Genomic DNA, 19,381 nt, shown 5'->3' on the forward strand with positions numbered 1-19,381 from the left:
TGGTTGCTACAAAGTCAGAAACAAGTAAAAATAGAAAGATTGGCTGCTACTATACCTTTACCAATACAACAAAATAGCCGTCGTCGTCACTTACAAAGATTTCTCAAATCGAATGCGTTGAGTGTAGTGCTACTATGGTTTCCCATTATTGAAGAAATATTATCACGTCTAATCAAACCCAAATCACAATTGATTATTGCCCTGGATAGAACCCAATGGAAAGACAATAATATTTTGATGGTGAGCGTGATTTATCAAAAAAGGGCATTGCCAATATATTGGTGTTTACTTAACAAAGATGGTTGCAGTAACCTGCAAGAACAACAAAAGGTATTACGCCCGGTAATCCGGCTCTTGAAACATTATCAATTAGTGGTGATTGGGGATAGAGAATTTCATGGGATTGAATTAGCCAGTTGGTTGCACCGTCAAGGTTTAAAGTATGTTTTTCGACAAAAAAAGGACACTACTTTTCGGAAAAAAAGGCAAGATTTTCAACCGCTACATACGATTCCACTTTCTCCCGGTGACCGCCGATTTTATCCTGATGTCAATCTCACACAAAATAAAGGGTTTGGTCGTTGTAATTTAGCAGTTTATTGGAAACGAAAATATCGTGGCAAACAAGAGAAAGAGCCTTGGTATTTATCAACTAATCTGACAGATGTATCAACGACTGTCAAAATATATGGTCAACGTTTTGGGATTGAGGCTATGTTTAAAGACTGTAAAACTGGTGGCTATAATCTAGAAGGTTCTCAAGCTTCTCCTGATAGGCTTGTCCGTCTGATTTTATTAATTGCTATAGCAATGACTTCTGCATGGTTACAAGGTCAAAAAACTCAATTTTCTAGACAACAATCTTATGTCTGTCGTCCAAGTGATTTGAACAGAAACAGAAAAAGACATAGTGCTTTCTGGATAGGCTTATACGGATACAATTGGATAATTTCGCTGAATGGGTGTCAGGATTTGGTCTTGGAAATGATGGCTGCCGTTCGCAATAAGCAGGCATTTTATCAGCAGGGGGTGATGGCTATGATGCTTATACAGCAGCCTCTTTAACTTCTTTGTCGCCCCCTCAAGCGATCGCTCCAGCGAGCAGTGATAATGGTTTGAGTTTCATAGTTGATTTCGTGTAGTTTCCTGGTTGGATGTCACCATCATAAGAAATCCCCAATCACACTGACATGAGCATAAAGTCACGATTACACCCATGACTTTAGTCACGATTCATTACCGAAAATTGTCATTGGTAATTACATATAAATTACTCTATAGATAGAAAATAAATTTGGGTTGATGAAATTGAATATCAACCAAAATCTCTAGTATCCCCAAAAATAAACATCTCAAATTCCATGAGTCGTCCTATTCAATTTAACAATCATCCTTTTCGATTTTTGCTGTATTTGGAGTGGGTATTATTAGCGATCGCTGTTTTTACAGCTGCCCTACCATCTCCTTCCCCACGCTTTAATGCCAGGTTCCCAGAACTGACTATTTTTAGTCTGATTATTTTTGGGATCATGGGCTTAAGATTACCGACTAGTAACTACTTAAGTAAAATAATTTATACGACAAGTGAAATTTTTTTGATTGTCACAACTGGATTCTTTGGGGGGAGAGTTGCGAGATTATTTCCTTTTCTTTACATAATTTTAGTAACTCGCAGTTGCCTAATATTTCAATTACCTGGACGTTTATTAGTTACGAGTATATCCTTTAGTTTATTTTTATTAACACTACAACATCGCTTTCCTAAACCTCCCCTACCACCATATGCACAAGAGCGCTTTCGGTTTTTTCCTCTGAGCTTGGCACTGATATTTGGCTTAAGTTTAATTTTTATATTATTGTTGATGAATACAGTTATATCTGAACGCCAAAGTAGAGAAAAGCTAGCCATTGCTAACGAAAAACTCCGGCAATATGCTTTAAAAATTGAAAATCAAGCGACTTTGGAAGAACGCAACCGCATTGCTAGGGAAATACATGATTCATTGGGACACTCTTTGACAGCTTTAAATTTGCAATTAGAAACTGCTTTAAAATTATGGCAATCTCACCCGGTTAAAGCCCAAGCATTTTTAGCTAGAGCGAAGGAACTTGGTTCTAAATCCCTAAATGATGTGCGTCAGTCGGTTTCTACTATGCGTTATAATCCTTTGCAAGGACAGACTTTAGAACAAGCGATCGCTAGTCTTTTAGAAGATTTTCACCGCTCCAATGGCATTTCACCAACTTGCCACATTAATCTAGAATATTCTCTACCATCTGACATTATTATCTCTATTTACCGGATTATCCAAGAATCATTGACAAACATTTCTAAATATGCGATTGCATCAGAAGTGAAACTAGAAATTACTACAAATAAAGGAAGTTTCCGCTTGATTATTGAAGATAATGGTAAAGGTTTTGATATTATGCAGAATACTACTGGTTTCGGACTGCAAAGTATGCGAGATCGCACCTTAGCACTGGGAGGCGAATTTCAAATTAATAGTACTCCTGGTTCTGGTTGTGAAATTATAGTTAATATTCCTTTATTGAGCTTGACAAGATGATTAAAGTTTTATTAGTAGATGACCAAAACTTAATTCGTCAAGGATTAAAAGCCTTATTAGAACTAGAACCAGATTTAGAAATAATTGGTGAAGCAGAAAATGGCGAACAAGCAATTCATTTGAGTGAACAAACACAACCTGATGTGATACTTATGGATATCAGAATGCCCATTATGGATGGGGTTGCAGCTACGCGAGAAATTCAAAAACGTTGTGCAGGCATTAAAATTTTAGTCTTGACAACTTTTGATGATGATGAATATGTCAAAGCTGCTTTACAGAATGGAGCAATGGGTTATTTGCTCAAAGATACACCATCAGAAGAATTAGCCGTGGCTATTCGTGCAGTTTATAAAGGCTATACACAGCTAGGCCCTGGAATAGTCAAAAAACTTGTAACTCAGTTTTCCCAGGTTACACCAACAGAGTTACCTCCTGTACCACCTAATTTGACTGAACTTACTCCTAGAGAAAAAGAGGTTTTGCGGTTAATTGCTGTAGGTGCTAATAATCGAGAAATTTCCCAACAACTTTATATATCTGAGGGGACTGTTAAGAATCATGTCACTAATATTTTAAATCGGTTGAATTTGCGCGATCGCACTCAAGCGGCTATTATCGCCAATACATTTTTAGGTTATTTAGAGCAAGATAGTTAAAAATATTAACAATTAGAATATTTGATAGAGACCAAGTAATTAGCAAACTTAACTTTTCTTAATTATAGATGAGTCATCACTCAAAAAATATTAAGTAAAAGAGACATTTATATGTTAGCATACTTCCATGCTTTTAGTTTGATCAGGATAGAATTACAAAGAATTAATAGCTGTCCATAGAATCTACTTAATGTAGATTTGTAATATTTTCAATAAAATACGTATTTCCTCGGTTTTAGTTTCATGTTTACTTAAGCATAATTGAATCAGGTAGCGAACCGATTGAAAAAAGATTTATCTGACGAGTTCAACCAGTTCGACTATTTCTGACCGTACTTAAACCCATATTTTCAGGTTCAATCCCCTACTCATTTAGCAGGTAATTGAACTTGGCAAAGAACGAATCCTTGCTTCGAGGGAACAATTACGAAGTATTTGACTTGAATTATTTAGGAGTAACAGACACATTAGTCGATAGCATAAAAACTCTGATTAGGGATTTGTAAAATTCCCAAATCCAAATATGACTAATTTTTAAAACAGGGGAGCATAAAAAAATGGCAATCAACGCGGACAAGCTGAACATGGTTTTGCAGAATTTTGTCACTGCAACAGCAGACGTTCAGGGAGCAGCCCTGGTAACTCCTGATGGTCTACCTTTAGGGACAAGCTTACCAGGTGGGATGGATGAAGAAAGAGTATCAGCAATGTCAGCTTCAATGCTTTCGTTGGGCGAACGCATTGGGCTGGAATTATCGAGAGGGAATATTGACCGCATCTTTGTTGAAGGTAATAAGGGGTTTGGTATTCTCACCGGCTGTGGTGAAGAAGCTGTCTTGCTCGTCTTAGCTCGTGAAACTGCGAAACAGGGATTACTGATGTTAGAAATCAAGCGTGTTCTCTCAGAACTTAAGCTGATTTTGACATAATTAAGGTTGCAGTCAATCCAAGTCTCCTTGCGTTGTTATAAACGAGGTTTAAGTAGCTAGAAATGATTAAAACACCAATAAAATCCTAGTTTGTAGTGAGCAATTCATCGCTCGGAGCCGGGGTTATCAGGACTTCAGTCCTGACTACAAACTTCGATTTATTTACCCCTAGCTACTGATTGTAATTATCTGTATTTAGCAGCCTGTTTCCGTAGGTCTTGTTAACGGGAAATTGGCAAATCACAACTTTAAATGCAGTCACCAGTGATTAATCATTCTTTGTTTGTTAATGGGTTAAAAAAGCATGGAAAACATGCGTTTGATTGTCACAGGAACTGTAGGTGCTGGTAAGTCTACTTTTATCCGTTCTATCAGTGAAATTGACGTAGTAGATACAGATACTTTAGCAACTGATGAAACAGCTTTGCTAAAGCAAAAGACTACTGTTGCTCTTGACTTTGGGCGGTTACAATTTAGCCCTGATATGGCGTTGCACCTTTATGGTACACCTGGTCAGTCTCGCTTTGATTTTATGTGGGATATTTTGATTCGTAAGGCTCACGCTTATATCGTACTGGTAGCAGCACATCGACCTAGAGATTTCCGTCAAGCACGTAAAATTATTACCTTTATGAATCAACGGGTGCAGATTCCGATGATTATTGGTCTCACCCATACTGACTTTCCTGACGCTTGGTCTGAAGAAGATGTGTTTTTGGCTTTGGGATATATGGATGAGAATCATCTACCCCCTATGGTGAAAGTTAACCCAATGCAAAGAGACTCTGTGGCTAATGCGGTGATTGTTTTAGTACATCATTTGATGCAAAGTTCTGTAGCTTAATTAACGTTTTCAACCAGTTAAGAGAAGAAATATTATGGCTATTACTGGTAATTTTACAGATTTTTCTTTACCGGAATTACTTCACTTTTTAGATCACGGAAAAAAGACCGGACTCCTTGCCATAGAATTACCTTCGGCAAATAGTAAAATACAACATTACTATATCTGGCTACATCAAGGTCGTGTAATTGCCGCAGCTGATCGCTTAGATGAAAAAGGGCTGACATTAATGATTGCTCAACGCGGTTGGATCAGCGAACGCGTGATTTCTAGGGTAACTCAAATTTGTCCCACTTTCATCAACACACCTCTGGGGTTATCTTTAAAGTCCCAAGGATTGTTAGAAGCCGAACAATTGAAACAGTTATTTAAAACTCAAGTCATACGGCAAATATCTAGCTTATTTCAAGCCGAGGATGGTTCCTTTACATTTAAACCCACAACAAATTTGCCCATAGCAGAGATGACGGGTTTGAGTATGTCAGCAACTGAGGTTATACTGATGGGCTTGCGATCGCTGCGAAACTGGACAGCTTTAGCAGACAAATTACCAGATGCAACTTCAGGTTTATCAAGTTTGATTGCAAAACAGCCTCAGATACAGCTAAATGCCCAGGAATGGCAATTGTGGGAATTTGTCAACGGTGAAATATCCCTACATAACATTGCTACTCATCTGAGAGTATCTGTAGAAACCGTGCTGCAAATCGCTTTCCGGCTAATTGTAGTTGGCTTGGTAGAGGAACATTTTATGGTTGCTACTTCCACACCAACTTTGGAAAATTCTGCTCCCGCAGTCAGTTTAGCAACCGTGAAAGAACCTCCCGAAAAACAAACACTAAGTCAGTCATTTTTCAAAAGCTTAGTGGGTTTCCTGCGAAGTAGATAGTTATACATCTAGGAAACGAAATCAGTGGCAAATATTCGATATTTTTATACCGGATGCCTCAAGTAAAAAAGCTTAACTAAATTCCATTTACCGATTATTGAGGATTAATTATGGCTATCGAGACTCTCGCTTTCTTGAAAACTCTGGAACAACGTGTTGGTTTGACTCCCGAAGATAAGTCTATTTTGAAGTCAAATGCAGAATGGGGTCTAGAGATTGCTCCACAAATGGCAGATCATTTTTATGCTTATCTAGGGCGTGATCAAGAAATGAATGCCATCTTAAATCAGACTGAGGGACGTGTTCACCGCCTACATGAAACATTTATTCAATGGTTTCATCAAATGTTTACCGGGATGGATGACTGGGGTACTGAATATGCTAAATGTCGCTGGCATATTGGCGTTATTCATGTGAAGATTGGCATTGTCCCTCAGTATGTGGTTCCAGCGATGGGAGTTGTGGTTCATGAAGTTGGCAAAACCTTAAAATCCCATGCTAAACCAGAGGAATTACAAGAGTCCCTGGGTAAAATTTGTATGATCGACCTAGCTTTTATTGAGCAAGCTTATGTAGAAGTTGCTAGGTCTGCTGTATTGAGAGAAACTGGCTGGTCAGAGGCTTTGTTTAAGCGTTTAGTTGCTACTGGTGCAGCATCTTTGTAGGTTGTATTGCTAACTGTAAAAAACACACATTAAGTAAGTGGGCGTAAATAAAGTTAACTGGTAGGGGTCGTCATTTGTCCTTTGTCATTGGTCATTGGTAAGGATTTCCGCCCTATTGACCTTTAGTAATATAGTGTGGTTTTTTCCTGCCTACCTACTTAGTTAAATAATTATCTTTGTTAGGGTATGTTAACTTAGTTTAATGTACCCTATAACTTTAAGATAAATTAAATAGTTCTAAACATTCATGCTTTAAAATACCTCGTGTTACTTTGATATTTCTAAATGACTTAGCAATGACCTCTTCACAAGTAATATCAATTTGTGATTGATTGACTGAAATTAAATCTTGAATGGAAGCACCATAGACAATTTCAGATATACCTGCCCACACGCAAGCGGTAGCACACATGGGACAAGGTTCGCCAGTTGTATATATGCTATAACCTTCTAAAGAGGGGCTTTTAAGTTTAGCTGTTAAACTACGAATAACGTTGATTTCTGCATGGGCTGATGGATCACTATTTCCCTTGACAGTATTATGAGCTACAGCCACAACTTCCTGATGTTTGACAATCACTGCACCATAAGGCGCATCTCCTTTTTTAGCTTCTTCTAGTGCGATCTGCATAAAATATTCTGGGTTCATTTTAATTTCTGATTTTGGTCTTAAGGTTCTGAATTCTTGTATTTCATCGTCATAGACTCCAAAGAAGCCACAGGGAACATAATTCCTGTTTTTTTTGTAGAAGAATTCAGTGTGTTGAATATTCTATCCCAAAATCCTTGAATACCATAATTTCCCTTGAAACAAGTGTGGTGAAGATCGTGAAAATCTGATCCCACGAACAATATTGATAAGGAACTATGACCTTCTAGGTTATAAACATTACCAATGATAGTCCATGCACATATTTGGGTGAGATCATACCCGAATAGTAGCAGAGGCAAAATTTCTATAATTGTAACAATGATATATTCGGTCAAACTTTTATGACCAGCCACAAAACTTGAGCAATCGGCAAACTGATGATGTTTCAGATGTATTTTCTGCAAAAATTTTCTATGAAATAGCCAATGGGTTACATAAAAACAAAAATCAAAAGCAACTATTCTCATCAAAAACCATCCCCAGTTTAAGAGCAAGCTATTTCCTCTATGTACCTCTGGTGCTAGATAGAGGATGATTGCTGCTGCTATCAAAGTTTTTATTTCCCCAATCATAATGCCTTGAGTAGTAAAGGAAGGCAATGGTTGTGCTTTAACTTTTTTCACCCTAGCGGTCAGTTTCTCTCTTAAATGATCATTCTTTTTAATTATTTTTTCAATGAAAAGACCAATACCATAAAAGGAGATAGAACCAACAAGCCAATACAACAACACCTGAGTTATAAAGTTGTATTGCTTATTTTGCAGCACAAAATAAAATATTTGTTGAACAATTGTACAAGCAATAGCTATCTTGAGATAAAATTCAATTTCAAAACAAAAATCAAAAAACTTTTTTTTCATCTCTGTGTCTTGATTAAAATATAGCAACCGCCAAGGACGTTAGGACATAAACTGATTAGAAAAGTTAGACACCGAAAGGTTTTCACCCTACTCGGTGTCCGGGCGGGTTTATGAAGAATTTCGATGAACCATAGACTCACTGGCTAAACCCGCCCCTACCCACGGACCACTCCCCAGCTATAATTATTGAGCTTGACAAAGCGTTAAGCCAAACAACTGATGAACGTTTAAACCCTGAAAACGTGGGTTAAAGGTCATAAATCTCTACTAAGATACCATATTTTCATCTATTAGCACGAATAAGAGGGGCGGCAAATTGAGATGGTAAAGTTTTCTTTTTGATTGGTGAAATTCCTTTTTTGGGGTGTGTGAATACAGATATCTCACTCCTTTGAACAACCAGGCCGATAGCCAAAGTTTTCTGGAGAGGACTAGTACCGCCGTGAAGTCACAAGAGTTTTATCCAGTTGCGATCGCTCAATTTAAACTGTTGACAGGGGAAATTTCACCTATATTGTTCGGTTATACCACTGTCGCCAATACACAAAAGAATATAACCTCATAAGTAGTAGTGAAATGCCTAATTTAAACGCTGCCAGTCGCTCTTCAATCAAGGGGTGAATACCTGTGTATCAATGGATCTTGCCAAGTCTGAGTGAAATTTTAGCCGAAAGTCAAGCAACTGTGGCTGAATGCTCACCAACCAAAGCAGAGCAACAGTGGCGCGTCAGTTTAGCCGCGACAGAAAAACTGCTAATCAACACTTTAGCAAGTGCTTCACCTGATGCGACCCCAGGATTAGTGTTAGCTGCACCAGCACCTCTATTTAGTCAGCCAACATTAACTCAACGCCTGCAAACTGTCACTTTTACAGCCAAACCATTTAACCCCTTGGCACTGATGCCATTTCGGATGCCGAGTGCGATCGCCGTAGCAAATAAACAAACGGTTTCTCATGAATCAGTGCTGCCTTTACTACCAGCCGATCCACTGGTAACAGAGCGTTTTTGCTTGGTGTTCACAGACAAATTTAGATTAGTTCTGGTTTTAAAAGAAGACAAAACCGGTGATAAAGCATTTTCATTTTCCTTTGATCCAGAAGTAGTACAGCAAGCCTGGCGAGCGCTCGGTGCGAGGGTAATGCTGAGTAATCCCGAATTTTTCGCAGAACTAGATACATTAGTAAAAAACTATTCTCCAGTAGCACCAGATTACCGCACGATAATTCAGTTTAGCCAGTTGTTACTTCAGGAATTGACAGAGCCAGAAGCCAATAAGGAAGTATCAGAAAACAGTGGAGGCTGCGGACATAAAACCGAGCCTCAGACGAAATCCCCAATCCCGGATGTAGAACTACTCCAAGCTTTTGCTCACGAAGTTCGCACACCCTTAACCACAATTCGCACCCTGACTCGCCTACTACTCAAACGGCGAGATTTACCTGCTAACGTCACTAATCGCCTAGAAATTATTGATCACGAGTGTACCGACCAAATTGACCGGATGGAGTTACTGTTTAAAGCAGCAGAATTAGAAACCTCTCCCCCGGTAAAATCTCTAAGTACTCAACTAACAGCGATGTCCTTAGATCAGGTGTTGCGTCAGAGTGTGCCTCGTTGGCAACAAGCGGCGCATCGGCGAAATTTGACCTTAGATGTCATTTTACCGCAGCAACTTCCCACAGTGGTCAGTAACCCCAATATGCTGGATCAAATCCTCACTGGTTTGATGGAGAATTTCACCCGCAGCTTACCCCCAGGGAGTCATATTCAAGTGCAGGTGATTCCGGCTGGTGATCAACTCAAGTTACAATTATCTCCTCAATTCAATTGCCAAGGAAGCAGCCCAAGCGACGGGAATGTCACACCACCGATTCGCAAAGCTCTTGGTCAACTGCTGATGTTTCAGCCAGAAACAGGTACGATTAGTTTAAATATTGCAGCAACGAAGCATCTATTTCAAGCTATTGGTGGCAAACTGATTGTACGCCAACGCCAACATTATGGGGAAGTGTTAACTATTTTCTTACCTTTGGAAGTTACCAGTAAGCAAAAGATCAAATGCACCAACCTCACCCCCAACCCCTCTCCTTAGTAAGGAGAGGGGGGAATTTTTAGTCAATGGCGCGGTGAGTTAAGTTTGGACATTGAGTTTTTTTTGTAAAGCGTCTCGTGCGTGTTCTCGGTCGTCAAAATGAATTTTTTCAGTGCCGAGAATTTGGTAATCTTCGTGACCTTTACCAGCCAATAACACGCCATCACCGGGTTGTGCTTGTAAAATTGCCGTGCGAATAGCGATCGCGCGATCGCATATCACTGTAGGTTTAACTGTATCAGGAATTCCCGCCAAAACATCTTGTAAAATCCGTTCCGGGTCTTCAGTACGGGGATTGTCTGAAGTTAGCACCGCTACATCAGCTAACTCAGCCGCAATTTTACCCATTTTGGGGCGCTTAGTGCGATCGCGATCGCCCCCACAGCCAAACACACAAATCATTTTTCCCGGAATAAACGGCCGCGCAGCTTTGAGTAAATTCTCCAAACTATCAGGAGTATGGGCATAATCCACAATTACACTGATTTCTTGCTCAGGATTAATTTGTACCCGTTCCATCCGTCCCGGAACCCCAGGAAACTCAGGTATCGCCGCAGCTACCAACTGCAAATCTAGTCCTAAGTGTAAAACCGCACCCACAGCCGCCAAAAGATTTTCTAAATTATACTGCCCAACCAGAGGAGAACGAAAAGCCACATTACCCTTTGGTGTATGTAACATCCCGCTTACACCATTCGGCTCGTAACTTAAATCACTCATCCACAAATCAGCACTGTGATTATTGACGCTGTAACTCCAAACCCGTTCTGAGCTTAAGGACGCAATTAAACGCTGACCGTAGTCATCATCAGCATTAATAATCGCTCTTCCCTTGAGATATTCAGGACTAAATAACAACGCCTTCGCTGCAAAATAATCCTCCATATCGGTGTGATAGTCCAGATGGTCTTGAGTGAGATTACTAAACACCGCCACCTCAAACTCACACCCCAAAACTCGACCTTGCGCCAAAGCATGAGAACTAACTTCCATCGCCCCAAACTCACAACCAGCATTCACAGCTTCAGCTAGCTGCTGTTGTAAATCCACAGCAAAAGGCGTAGTGTGGACAGCAGTTTGTTCAAAACCAGGCCAGCGAGTATAAAGAGTTCCCATCAAAGCCGTAGATAGATTGGCTTTCGTGAGCAGAAATTCAATTAAATGAGTAGTCGTAGTTTTACCATTAGTACCAGTCACACCCACCAATTTAAGTTTTTGTCCTGGATAACCGTAAAAAGCCGCCGCTAATTGGGCGCAGGCTTGAGTCATATCTGCCGCACTCAGAACCACAGCCTCACCAGTGGGAGGATTTTTCTGTAAAGCTGCTGGTGAAACAATCGCCGCCAAAGCACCAGAGGCGATCGCACTTTGCCAAAAATCCCCCCCATCTACACGGGTTCCAGGCATACCAATAAACAAATCACCCACACCGCAAGCATGAGAATTCGTCTTCAAACCCTTGATTTCCGCATCCGCCAAACCCTGATAATCAACACCATCTACAGCAGCTAGTAATTCCCGCAATTTCATTTAGTGAACCTCGCCACAAAAATCTCTTGGGATTATTTTGCATTATTTTTTCCTAATTAGAAAAATACTTACTCAACATTTGCCCCAACTGCTGCACACTAGCACGAGGAGAAGGACGCGGTAAACGCTCCTCAATCCCCTCCCCCTCTGCGTCCTCTGCGCCTGGGTGGTTAGATAAACAAATTACCGGTACCTCATACTGATAAGCCAAAAACCAATCTTCACGAGTCGTAATATCCCGAACTTCCAACTCAAAACTGAGATTTTTGACTTGTTCCAACTTCTCCTGTAAACCCTCACACAAATGACATCCCGGCTTGCTGTATAAAATTAAGCGCATTTTCTCAATACATTGATAGTTACCTTAAACTCTATCAAAATAGAGACAAAGGTACGGTAAGCTACGCTAATGTTATGACTCAACTTAAATCTCAACTGACACTCCAAGAATTCTTATCTCTACCCTTCGGGGATATCACCCACGAACTAATTGATGGCGAAGCAAAACCCAAAATGGCACCAAAAAGATATCACTCACGATTAACCCTTGCTATTAGTCAAATTCTCATACTATGGGTGCAAAATCGCGGTGAGGTTGGTATCGAATGGGCAGTTACTTTAAAACGCAAAGGTCGAGATTGGGTTCCAGTACCAGACTTGCTTTATGTTTCCTACTCTCGGCTATCTAGTGACGTAATCGAAGATGAACCTTGTCCCATACCTCCAGACTTAGCCATTGAAATTATTTCCCCAGATCAAAGCTTTGGACAAATGAGCGCCAAAGCCACAGATTACCTTGATGCTGGTGTGATGAGAGTTTGGGTTGTGGATGCCAGAGCGAAAACAGTGACAATATTCTATCCTGATAATAGACCGCAAACAAAAACTGGTGAAGATAGTTTAGAAGATTCTCTATTAGAAGGGCTGCAAATTACACCCCAACAAATATTTACACAGGCGGGAATCCCTTAGCGTTATAGAATACAATTTGTAAATTTATTTTGACAATCTCAGACTTGAACCTAAATCATTGTAAGTAAGTCGGCGAGAAAAATTCAATGTACATGAAGAAATATAAATTGTTCGTAGGGTGTGTTATGCCGTAGGCTAACGCACCTTGAATTGTTGACACAAAAAGCCTAAGTTTTGAAGGTGCGTTGCGCTGCGCGACAACACACCCTACATTAAAAGTTCTTAATATAGCTTGAAATATTAGTGCCGACTTACTTAGCCTTAGTTAACTGTATGCCTTGGAACAAGTTTGAGTTAATAGGATGTATAATTTATAGTAGAAATTTCAACGCAGCGATATCATATATATTTCGGCAGTTTAACTTTATATCTGAATGGGTGTAAGGCGATGATTTCTCAAGATTATAACTCAATTGATGCCGTAAATCAACTATTAAGAAAAATTAGAATCAAAGAAAGTCAATTAAAAATTGCTCAATCATCTAACATGGTTTATACATCGCAAGTATTAAATAAGCAAATATTAGAATTACAGCATCAATTATCAGAATCACAAGATCCTGAACTTGATGCATTAATGAGTTTATTAGACGATTAAAAATTACACAGATAAATACAGATAAATACGTACCTCACTAGACTAGGAAAGGCTATGTTTATCGAATCGCCCTAACAGGAAGTAAAAAGTCAAATTTAAGAAAATTGTACACAATTGTAGGTTGGGTAGTAGCTTGCTTCCCCGTAGGGGTACGAAGTGAAACCCAACAAATTCGTGCAAATGTTGCTTTCCCCTCCACCGAAAAAAGCTACGTTCCTCAAACCAAATTACTCAGAAACCATGTATAATTTTTACAGCCATAAATAACAAGCCCCTGGTGTTGAGTCGATGCGTCAATGTCTTAATCCTGAGTGTCTCCACCCTAACCCCGATAATTTCCAATTTTGCCAGAAGTGCGGGAGCAAGTTACTGCTGCGAGAAAGGTATGCGCCTCAGTCAATTTTAGGACAAGGGGGTTTTGGTCGCACATTTCTAGCCATTGACGAAGATAAACCATCAAAACCGTTTTGTGTGATTAAGCAATTTCTCCCCCAAGCACAAGGAACAGACAGTATTGAAAAGGCTTCCCAGTTGTTTAGTCAAGAAGCAGAACGTTTAGAGGAGTTGGGTAAGCATCCGCAAATTCCAGAGTTAATGGCTTATTTCACCGCAGATAATCGCCAATATTTAGTCCAAGAATTTGTTAAAGGCGAAACTCTACAAGCCGAGTTAGACAGAAATGGTGTTTTCTCAGAAAAGCAGATTCGAGAATTATTAATAGAACTATTGCAAATCTTGCAGTTTGTTCACAGTCAACAGGTAATTCACCGAGATATTAAACCAGAAAATATCATTCGCCGCAGTGCTGACAATAAATTATTTTTAGTGGATTTTGGCGCAGCTAAGGTAGTAGAGCAAAAACAGCGCACAGCTACAGGAACAATTATCGGCTCGGCGGAATATTGCGCTCCTGAGCAGTTGCATGGAAAACCTAAATATATTAGTGATTTATATAGTTTAGGGGTAACTTGTCTGCATTTATTAACTCAAATCAGTCCCTTTGATTTATATGATGTGATGGAGGGAGAATGGGTATGGCGAGATTACCTAACGGGGAATATTGTTAGTGATGAATTAGGGAAGATTTTGGAAAAGCTAGCAAATCCTATCCCTAAGCAGCGTTATCAATCTGTTGAAGAAGTTGTGAATGCTTTAAAGATAAAAACCCCACCCCCTAACCCCCTAAGCGCAAGCGAGGAGGGGGGACTAATATCATCTGTGGGGATGGACTATAGTCACCTGCGTTACTTACTCGCTGCTGGAAGATGGAAAGAAGCGGACGAGGAAACAAGACGGGTAATGTTAACGGTGGTGAATCGGGAAAACGAAGGTTGGTTAAATACTGAAAGTATTGATAATTTTCCCTGTGAAGAACTCCGCACTATTGACCAGTTGTGGGTAAATTACAGTAACGGGCGCTTTGGTTTTTCTGTGCAGAAACGCATTTATCAAAGTTTGGGGGGAACGAGAAACTACGACGAGAAAATATGGAAGGCCTTTGGGGACAAGGTAGGATGGAGAAAAAGAGGAAAGTGGTTCTACTACAAGGATATTAGTTTTGATATGACAGCACCTGAAGCGCACCTCCCTTGGTTGTGGGGTGGTTGGAATGTTGTTTCTTGTGTCGCGTCGAGACTTGTAAACTGTAATATCTAAAGAATTTCGCGTTGAGCTTTAGCCAAAGGGTGACAGAAAAGTATTAAAAAAATTGTAGGTTGGGTAGAATGAAGTGAAACCCAACGCCAATAGTCCCTGGTTTTGTTGGGTTTGCAAAGCCTCAACCCAACCTACGAATATTTTGTTTTTTCAGACTCATAAAAAATCGCCTAATTATATCATGTCCGAATAAACGCTTGTCATTACGAACGTAGCGATAGCGAAGTGAAGTAATCGCAGAGTCTGGGCGATTGCGTCGTTCCACTTCGTTGCACTCGCAATGACATATCGTAAGTAATTTGCCGGACTTGATATTATATTATTTTGTAAAGCATTAGTGTTAAGAAATGTAAAAACCCCACTCATTATTGAGCAGGGATTAATCAAATTTATTTGCTAAAGTTTACAGTTTTTAAGCTTAGAACATATTCATAATGGCGATAATACTAACGCTGGTCAACATGATTAAACCACCCATAATCATAGATTGGCCGAATTGATTAGGCAGATTTGAATTATTCATTTTTTGTAAAATCCGTTATTTTTTATGATTCTCTTAACTTATCAGTAATCGCATAAATGTATATAAAACCAGTGTAAAACTTAAGATATCGTTAATTTTCTTCGTAAAAACAGTAGTATTTGCTCAAAAATCGCTTATCAATCTGCTGGAGTGCTAAAAGTTGACTGCAACCCTTGTATAATTACAGTTGACAAGTCAGAAAATCAACTTAGTTTTGAGATATTGGCGCAGAAATGCTGCGTAATTTCCAGATAATTAGTCAGAATGTAGAGACGTTCCATGTTCTCTACAAGGGTTTGAATTCGGTCGATGTCTATTAGTATGTTAAACAAAGGTCAACTGATACCTGACAAAGATGATTAAAATCCTGCATCTCTCCGATATTCACATGGGAAGCGGTTTCTCTCACGGACGCATGAATCCCGCCACAGGGTTCAATACACGATTAGAGGATTTTGTCAAGACATTATCCCGATGTATTGACCGAGCGCTAGAAGATACAGTAGACTTAGTAATATTTGGTGGTGATGCTTTCCCAGATGCGACCCCAGCGCCATATGTGCAAGAAGCCTTTGCAAGTCAGTTTCGCCGGCTCGTGGATGCAGATATTCCCACGGTGCTATTAGTCGGGAACCATGACCAACATTCTCAAGGAGTAGGAGGAGCGAGTTTAAATATTTACCGCACCTTGGGAGTTCGGGGTTTTGTGGTGGGTGATACTTTAACCACTCACAATATCGAAACTCGTAATGGAAAAGTCCAAGTAATTACTTTACCTTGGCTCACCCGTTCCACTTTGATGACTCGTCAAGAAACGGAAAAGTCGTCTTTGGCTGAAGTTAATGAACTATTAACGGAACGTTTACAAGTGGTTTTAGAAGGAGAAATTCGCCGTCTTGACCCTGATGTCCCTACGGTGCTTTTGGCTCACTTAATGGCTGATAATGCAACTTTAGGAGCGGAGCGTTTTTTAGCTGTGGGTAAGGGTTTTACTTTACCTTTATCTTTGCTGACGCGACCTTGTTTTGATTATGTCGCATTAGGACACGTCCACCGTCACCAGAATTTGAATAAATCTAATAACCCACCTGTGATTTATCCCGGAAGTATTGAACGGGTAGATTTTAGCGAAGAAAAAGAAGATAAAGGCTATGTGATGATACAATTGGAGCGAGGAAGCGCTGATTGGGAGTTTTGTCCTTTACCGGTTCGGACTTTCCGCACCATAGAGGTGGATATATCTAAAGCTGAAGATCCGCAAGCTGCTTTAATGAAGGCGATCGCTAAATATAATATAGAAGATGCGGTTGTGCGGTTAATTTATAAACTCCGCTCTGAACAGATGGATATGATTGATAGCGCTTCCATCCATACAGCCTTAACTCCAGCCCACAATTATACCATTCAAGCCGAATTAGTCAGCCAGTTAGCTCGACCCAGGATACCGGAATTGACCGCTAGTAGCAGTATTGACCCCAGGTCAGCGCTAAAAACTTACTTGAATAATCGTGAAGATTTAAAAGATATCGCCGCATCTATGTTAGAAGCAGCAGAAAAGTTACTTGCGAATGATGGGGAGGTTTGGTTAGAAGGAGCGACCATTGAGTAAATCGCCAATTTTTCCTCAAAGCCGAACTGAGCGTTTTCGCATTGCTACTACACCTAAAGCACCAAAGGCTAATAAACCTAAAGTAGTAGAAGATTCAGGAACGGTTGAGATAATTAGTGTTGGAGGTATCCCACCGAAATTCGCACCACCTAATACTACACCGCCTGGGTCTTGGGCGCGGACTGCTAAACCCACAAATCTATCACCATTGTTAATTCGTTTTTGAACAAAGGAAGTCACATCAAAACGGATAATTTCCCCACCGATAGCAGTTGATGTATCAACTGTAGTTAAAAGTATACCTGCCTGTAAGTCAGATGCGTTGGGTTCCCCATTCCCTACATACCCAAATACTCCCAGATTATTGGGCGGAACACCACCAGGAGAGCCAAGACCAAAAACTTGTGTGGTAGATATTTGAGCTTGAAAAATCACACTACTAATTGATTCTAAAGGAGGAATAGAGAATTGAGTCAGATCAAATTCGGCAAATTCTGCCGATTCTCCTTCAAAGCCTAAAACTACAGTATCAAAATTATTAGGAAAAATCTCATCACCTAAGCCATCGAAAGTCCCTAAAAACCCACCATCTACGACTTCAAAAGTAACTGTGGGAGTTATGGTCAATTTAGCAGCTTTTACCGGCTCACTCATCAGTAAACCCAAGCACAGGCTGATTCCTGCAGCTAACGCCAGCTTTTGCATATAAATGACTAGCCAAAATAATACAAATTCTAACAAACTCATATCAAAAAATATATCTTCTGGTAGGTTTTAATTGCAACTAAGCCTGAAAGGTAAACTTAAGTTTCAGAAAAGCAAATAATATGAAATATTTACCAATCATCTATGTCCGTGGATATGCTGGATCAGATCAAGACGTTGAGCAAACCGTCGAAGATCCATTTTATGGATTCAATGATGGATCCGCACATATTCGGGTAGGTGCGGAAGGAAACCCGGAGCAGTTTTTTTTCGAGAGTCCACTACTGCGGCTAATTACTGACCACGATTATCGTCCTGTTTTTGACCATCATCAGGATCAGCAGCTGGAAAATTACTGGAAATCTATTTGGATCTACCGATTTTATGATGACACTACCAAAAGCTTTGGTTCTCAAAAAGCTATCAGACTCTCAATGGAGGAAGTCGCACAGGGTTTAAGAGATTTGATCACGACTGTTAAATCTAAGACAGGTGCTAAGAAAGTTTACTTAATTGCCCACTCTATGGGGGGTCTAGTTTGTCGCAGTCTGATCCAGAAGATTTATCCAGAGAACAATGAGAAAGCTTTTGATCATATTGATAAATTCTTAACCTATGGTACACCTCATGGTGGCATTCATTTTGAGATGGGGCGTGGCATAATCGAAAAAATCATCGACACGCTCAGATTAAATAATATGGATGATTTTGTCCCCCGGCGGATGTATGAATATTTGACACCTAAAACACAGCAAAAACTTTTGTTACCTGATAGCTTTGATCCTCAAAGTCTAAATGACGCTTTTCCAGTTGACCGGGTTTTTTGTATTATTGGTACAAATGCCCATGATTACGAAGCTGCTTTTGGTGTTGCACAGAGGACGGTAGGCGCTCAAAGTGATGGTTTAGTTCAAATTGAGAAAGCCTATGTGAGAGGATCGCATCGCGCCTATATTTATCGGACTCATGGTGGGCGTTTTGGAATGGTCAACTCGGAAGAAGCTTATCAAAATCTGCAACGCTTTTTCTTTGGCGATCTTAAGGTTAAACTATCTCTGTGTCATGTGGAGTTAAGCGATCGCAACACGACTTTTTATCAGATGGAAGTCCGCTCGGCTCTGCGTGGTCTTCCTGTTGCTATACATGAACAAAAAATTGAACATCATTGTCCGATCACAGTAGAATTAAACAGGTCTAAACCAGTTCCACTATTTACAGCTTTCATGATACCTAGTTACTCAGCTAGTAATGATTGTACTTGTAGATATGCGATTAAATTAGCTTTGCATTCCTTCGTGAAACAAGAGCGCAACTGGTTGTTTGGTAGCCATCTCGACCAAGTACCCCTGTGGTCTGATTTTCTGATCATTGATGTCACAGCCTTAAATGGTGAATACAGGGCTAAGTACACCTGGAATTATGAAAGTGAAGAACCGCACATTCCCATAAATCCCAATCCCAATGCAGATGGTTTCTTAGCTGATATTCTTTTACCTGAACGAGGGACAAAAGTTTTGGGGAGAGCAGCAGCAGTTCATTTGGAAATTTTTCCTTGGAATTAGGAGAATGGGGAGTGCTGTGCTGACAGATACAGCATATTTGATTTAAGTGAAGTACACTAGGGCG

At 40.0% G+C, this 19,381-nt stretch carries 18 protein-coding genes; 13 read left to right on the forward strand and 5 right to left on the reverse strand.

Features of this window, described 5'->3' with window-relative positions; translation table 11 throughout:
- From NSP_RS12025 to NSP_RS12055, 7 genes are all read left to right on the forward strand, one after another.
- On the forward strand, positions 1-1,065 hold a 1,065-nt coding region (locus NSP_RS12025; protein WP_017804099.1), incomplete at its 5' end, for an IS4 family transposase.
- Positions 1,066-1,361: 296 nt separating this feature from the next.
- Positions 1,362-2,570 carry a sensor histidine kinase gene (locus NSP_RS12030; protein ID WP_006197501.1) on the forward strand — a complete coding sequence of 403 codons (1,209 nt, stop codon included), beginning with the start codon at positions 1,362-1,364 and terminating at the stop codon, positions 2,568-2,570.
- Positions 2,567-3,229 carry a response regulator gene (locus NSP_RS12035; protein ID WP_017804100.1) on the forward strand — a complete coding sequence of 221 codons (663 nt, stop codon included), beginning with the start codon at positions 2,567-2,569 and terminating at the stop codon, positions 3,227-3,229. The genes NSP_RS12030 and NSP_RS12035 overlap by 4 nt, the downstream gene beginning before the upstream one ends.
- A 557-nt stretch (positions 3,230-3,786) precedes the next feature.
- On the forward strand, positions 3,787-4,158 hold the full coding sequence (locus NSP_RS12040) for a roadblock/LC7 domain-containing protein (protein WP_006197504.1): 372 nt from the start codon (positions 3,787-3,789) through the stop codon (positions 4,156-4,158).
- Positions 4,159-4,462: 304 nt separating this feature from the next.
- Positions 4,463-5,002 carry a GTP-binding protein gene (locus tag NSP_RS12045; RefSeq protein WP_006197505.1) on the forward strand — a complete coding sequence of 180 codons (540 nt, stop codon included), beginning with the start codon at positions 4,463-4,465 and terminating at the stop codon, positions 5,000-5,002.
- Positions 5,003-5,036: 34 nt separating this feature from the next.
- The gene (locus NSP_RS12050; protein WP_006197506.1) at positions 5,037-5,891 is read left to right on the forward strand and encodes a DUF4388 domain-containing protein; all 855 of its coding nucleotides are present in this window, start codon (positions 5,037-5,039) and stop codon (positions 5,889-5,891) included.
- Between the two features lie 110 nt (positions 5,892-6,001).
- Entirely contained in the window at positions 6,002-6,556 is a 555-nt protein-coding gene (locus NSP_RS12055) for a protoglobin domain-containing protein (protein WP_006197507.1), read from the forward strand.
- A gap of 217 nt (positions 6,557-6,773) precedes the next feature.
- Here the strand turns inward: NSP_RS12055 and NSP_RS12060 are convergent, their stop codons facing one another.
- The gene (locus NSP_RS12060) at positions 6,774-7,205 is read right to left on the reverse strand and encodes a nucleoside deaminase (protein ID WP_006197508.1); all 432 of its coding nucleotides are present in this window, start codon (positions 7,203-7,205) and stop codon (positions 6,774-6,776) included.
- A 20-nt stretch (positions 7,206-7,225) separates the two neighbouring features.
- Positions 7,226-8,068: a sterol desaturase family protein gene (locus NSP_RS12065; protein ID WP_006197509.1), complete on the reverse strand. Its 843-nt coding sequence runs from the start codon at positions 8,066-8,068 to the stop codon at positions 7,226-7,228.
- 627 nt (positions 8,069-8,695) lie between these two features.
- Between NSP_RS12065 and NSP_RS12070 the strand changes: the two genes are divergently transcribed.
- A complete protein-coding gene (locus NSP_RS12070; protein WP_006197511.1) occupies positions 8,696-10,162 on the forward strand; it encodes a sensor histidine kinase in 1,467 nt (488 codons plus the stop codon).
- Between the two features lie 39 nt (positions 10,163-10,201).
- On the opposite strand, the gene NSP_RS12075 is transcribed toward NSP_RS12070, so the two are convergent.
- On the reverse strand, positions 10,202-11,692 hold the full coding sequence (locus tag NSP_RS12075; protein ID WP_006197512.1) for a UDP-N-acetylmuramoyl-L-alanyl-D-glutamate--2,6-diaminopimelate ligase: 1,491 nt from the start codon (positions 11,690-11,692) through the stop codon (positions 10,202-10,204).
- Positions 11,693-11,744: 52 nt separating this feature from the next.
- Positions 11,745-12,032, reverse strand: a complete 288-nt coding sequence (locus tag NSP_RS12080; RefSeq protein WP_006197513.1) for a glutaredoxin family protein — start codon at positions 12,030-12,032, stop codon at positions 11,745-11,747.
- A gap of 74 nt (positions 12,033-12,106) precedes the next feature.
- Here NSP_RS12080 and NSP_RS12085 point away from each other — a divergent pair, with 74 nt between their 5' ends.
- From NSP_RS12085 to sbcD, 4 genes are all read left to right on the forward strand, one after another.
- Positions 12,107-12,664: a Uma2 family endonuclease gene (locus tag NSP_RS12085; RefSeq protein WP_006197514.1), complete on the forward strand. Its 558-nt coding sequence runs from the start codon at positions 12,107-12,109 to the stop codon at positions 12,662-12,664.
- Positions 12,665-13,052: 388 nt separating this feature from the next.
- Positions 13,053-13,262, forward strand: a complete 210-nt coding sequence (locus NSP_RS12090; protein WP_006197515.1) for a hypothetical protein — start codon at positions 13,053-13,055, stop codon at positions 13,260-13,262.
- Positions 13,263-13,550: 288 nt separating this feature from the next.
- Positions 13,551-14,918 (forward strand): GUN4 domain-containing protein, encoded by a 1,368-nt coding sequence (locus NSP_RS12095; protein WP_006197516.1) that lies wholly within the window; start codon positions 13,551-13,553, stop codon positions 14,916-14,918.
- An 878-nt stretch (positions 14,919-15,796) separates the two neighbouring features.
- Positions 15,797-17,050, forward strand: coding sequence for an exonuclease subunit SbcD (gene sbcD / locus NSP_RS12100; RefSeq protein ID WP_071839299.1), 1,254 nt, complete (start codon positions 15,797-15,799; stop codon positions 17,048-17,050).
- Positions 17,051-17,065: 15 nt separating this feature from the next.
- Here sbcD and NSP_RS12105 read toward each other — a convergent pair whose 3' ends face one another.
- Positions 17,066-17,797 (reverse strand): PEP-CTERM sorting domain-containing protein, encoded by a 732-nt coding sequence (locus tag NSP_RS12105; RefSeq protein WP_006197518.1) that lies wholly within the window; start codon positions 17,795-17,797, stop codon positions 17,066-17,068.
- An 80-nt stretch (positions 17,798-17,877) separates the two neighbouring features.
- Between NSP_RS12105 and NSP_RS12110 the strand changes: the two genes are divergently transcribed.
- Positions 17,878-19,317: an esterase/lipase family protein gene (locus NSP_RS12110; RefSeq protein ID WP_006197519.1), complete on the forward strand. Its 1,440-nt coding sequence runs from the start codon at positions 17,878-17,880 to the stop codon at positions 19,315-19,317.
- The last annotated feature ends 64 nt before the right edge of the window (positions 19,318-19,381 follow it).

Source organism: Nodularia spumigena CCY9414, assembly GCF_000340565.2.
Classification (GTDB): Bacteria; Cyanobacteriota; Cyanobacteriia; order Cyanobacteriales; family Nostocaceae; genus Nodularia; species Nodularia spumigena.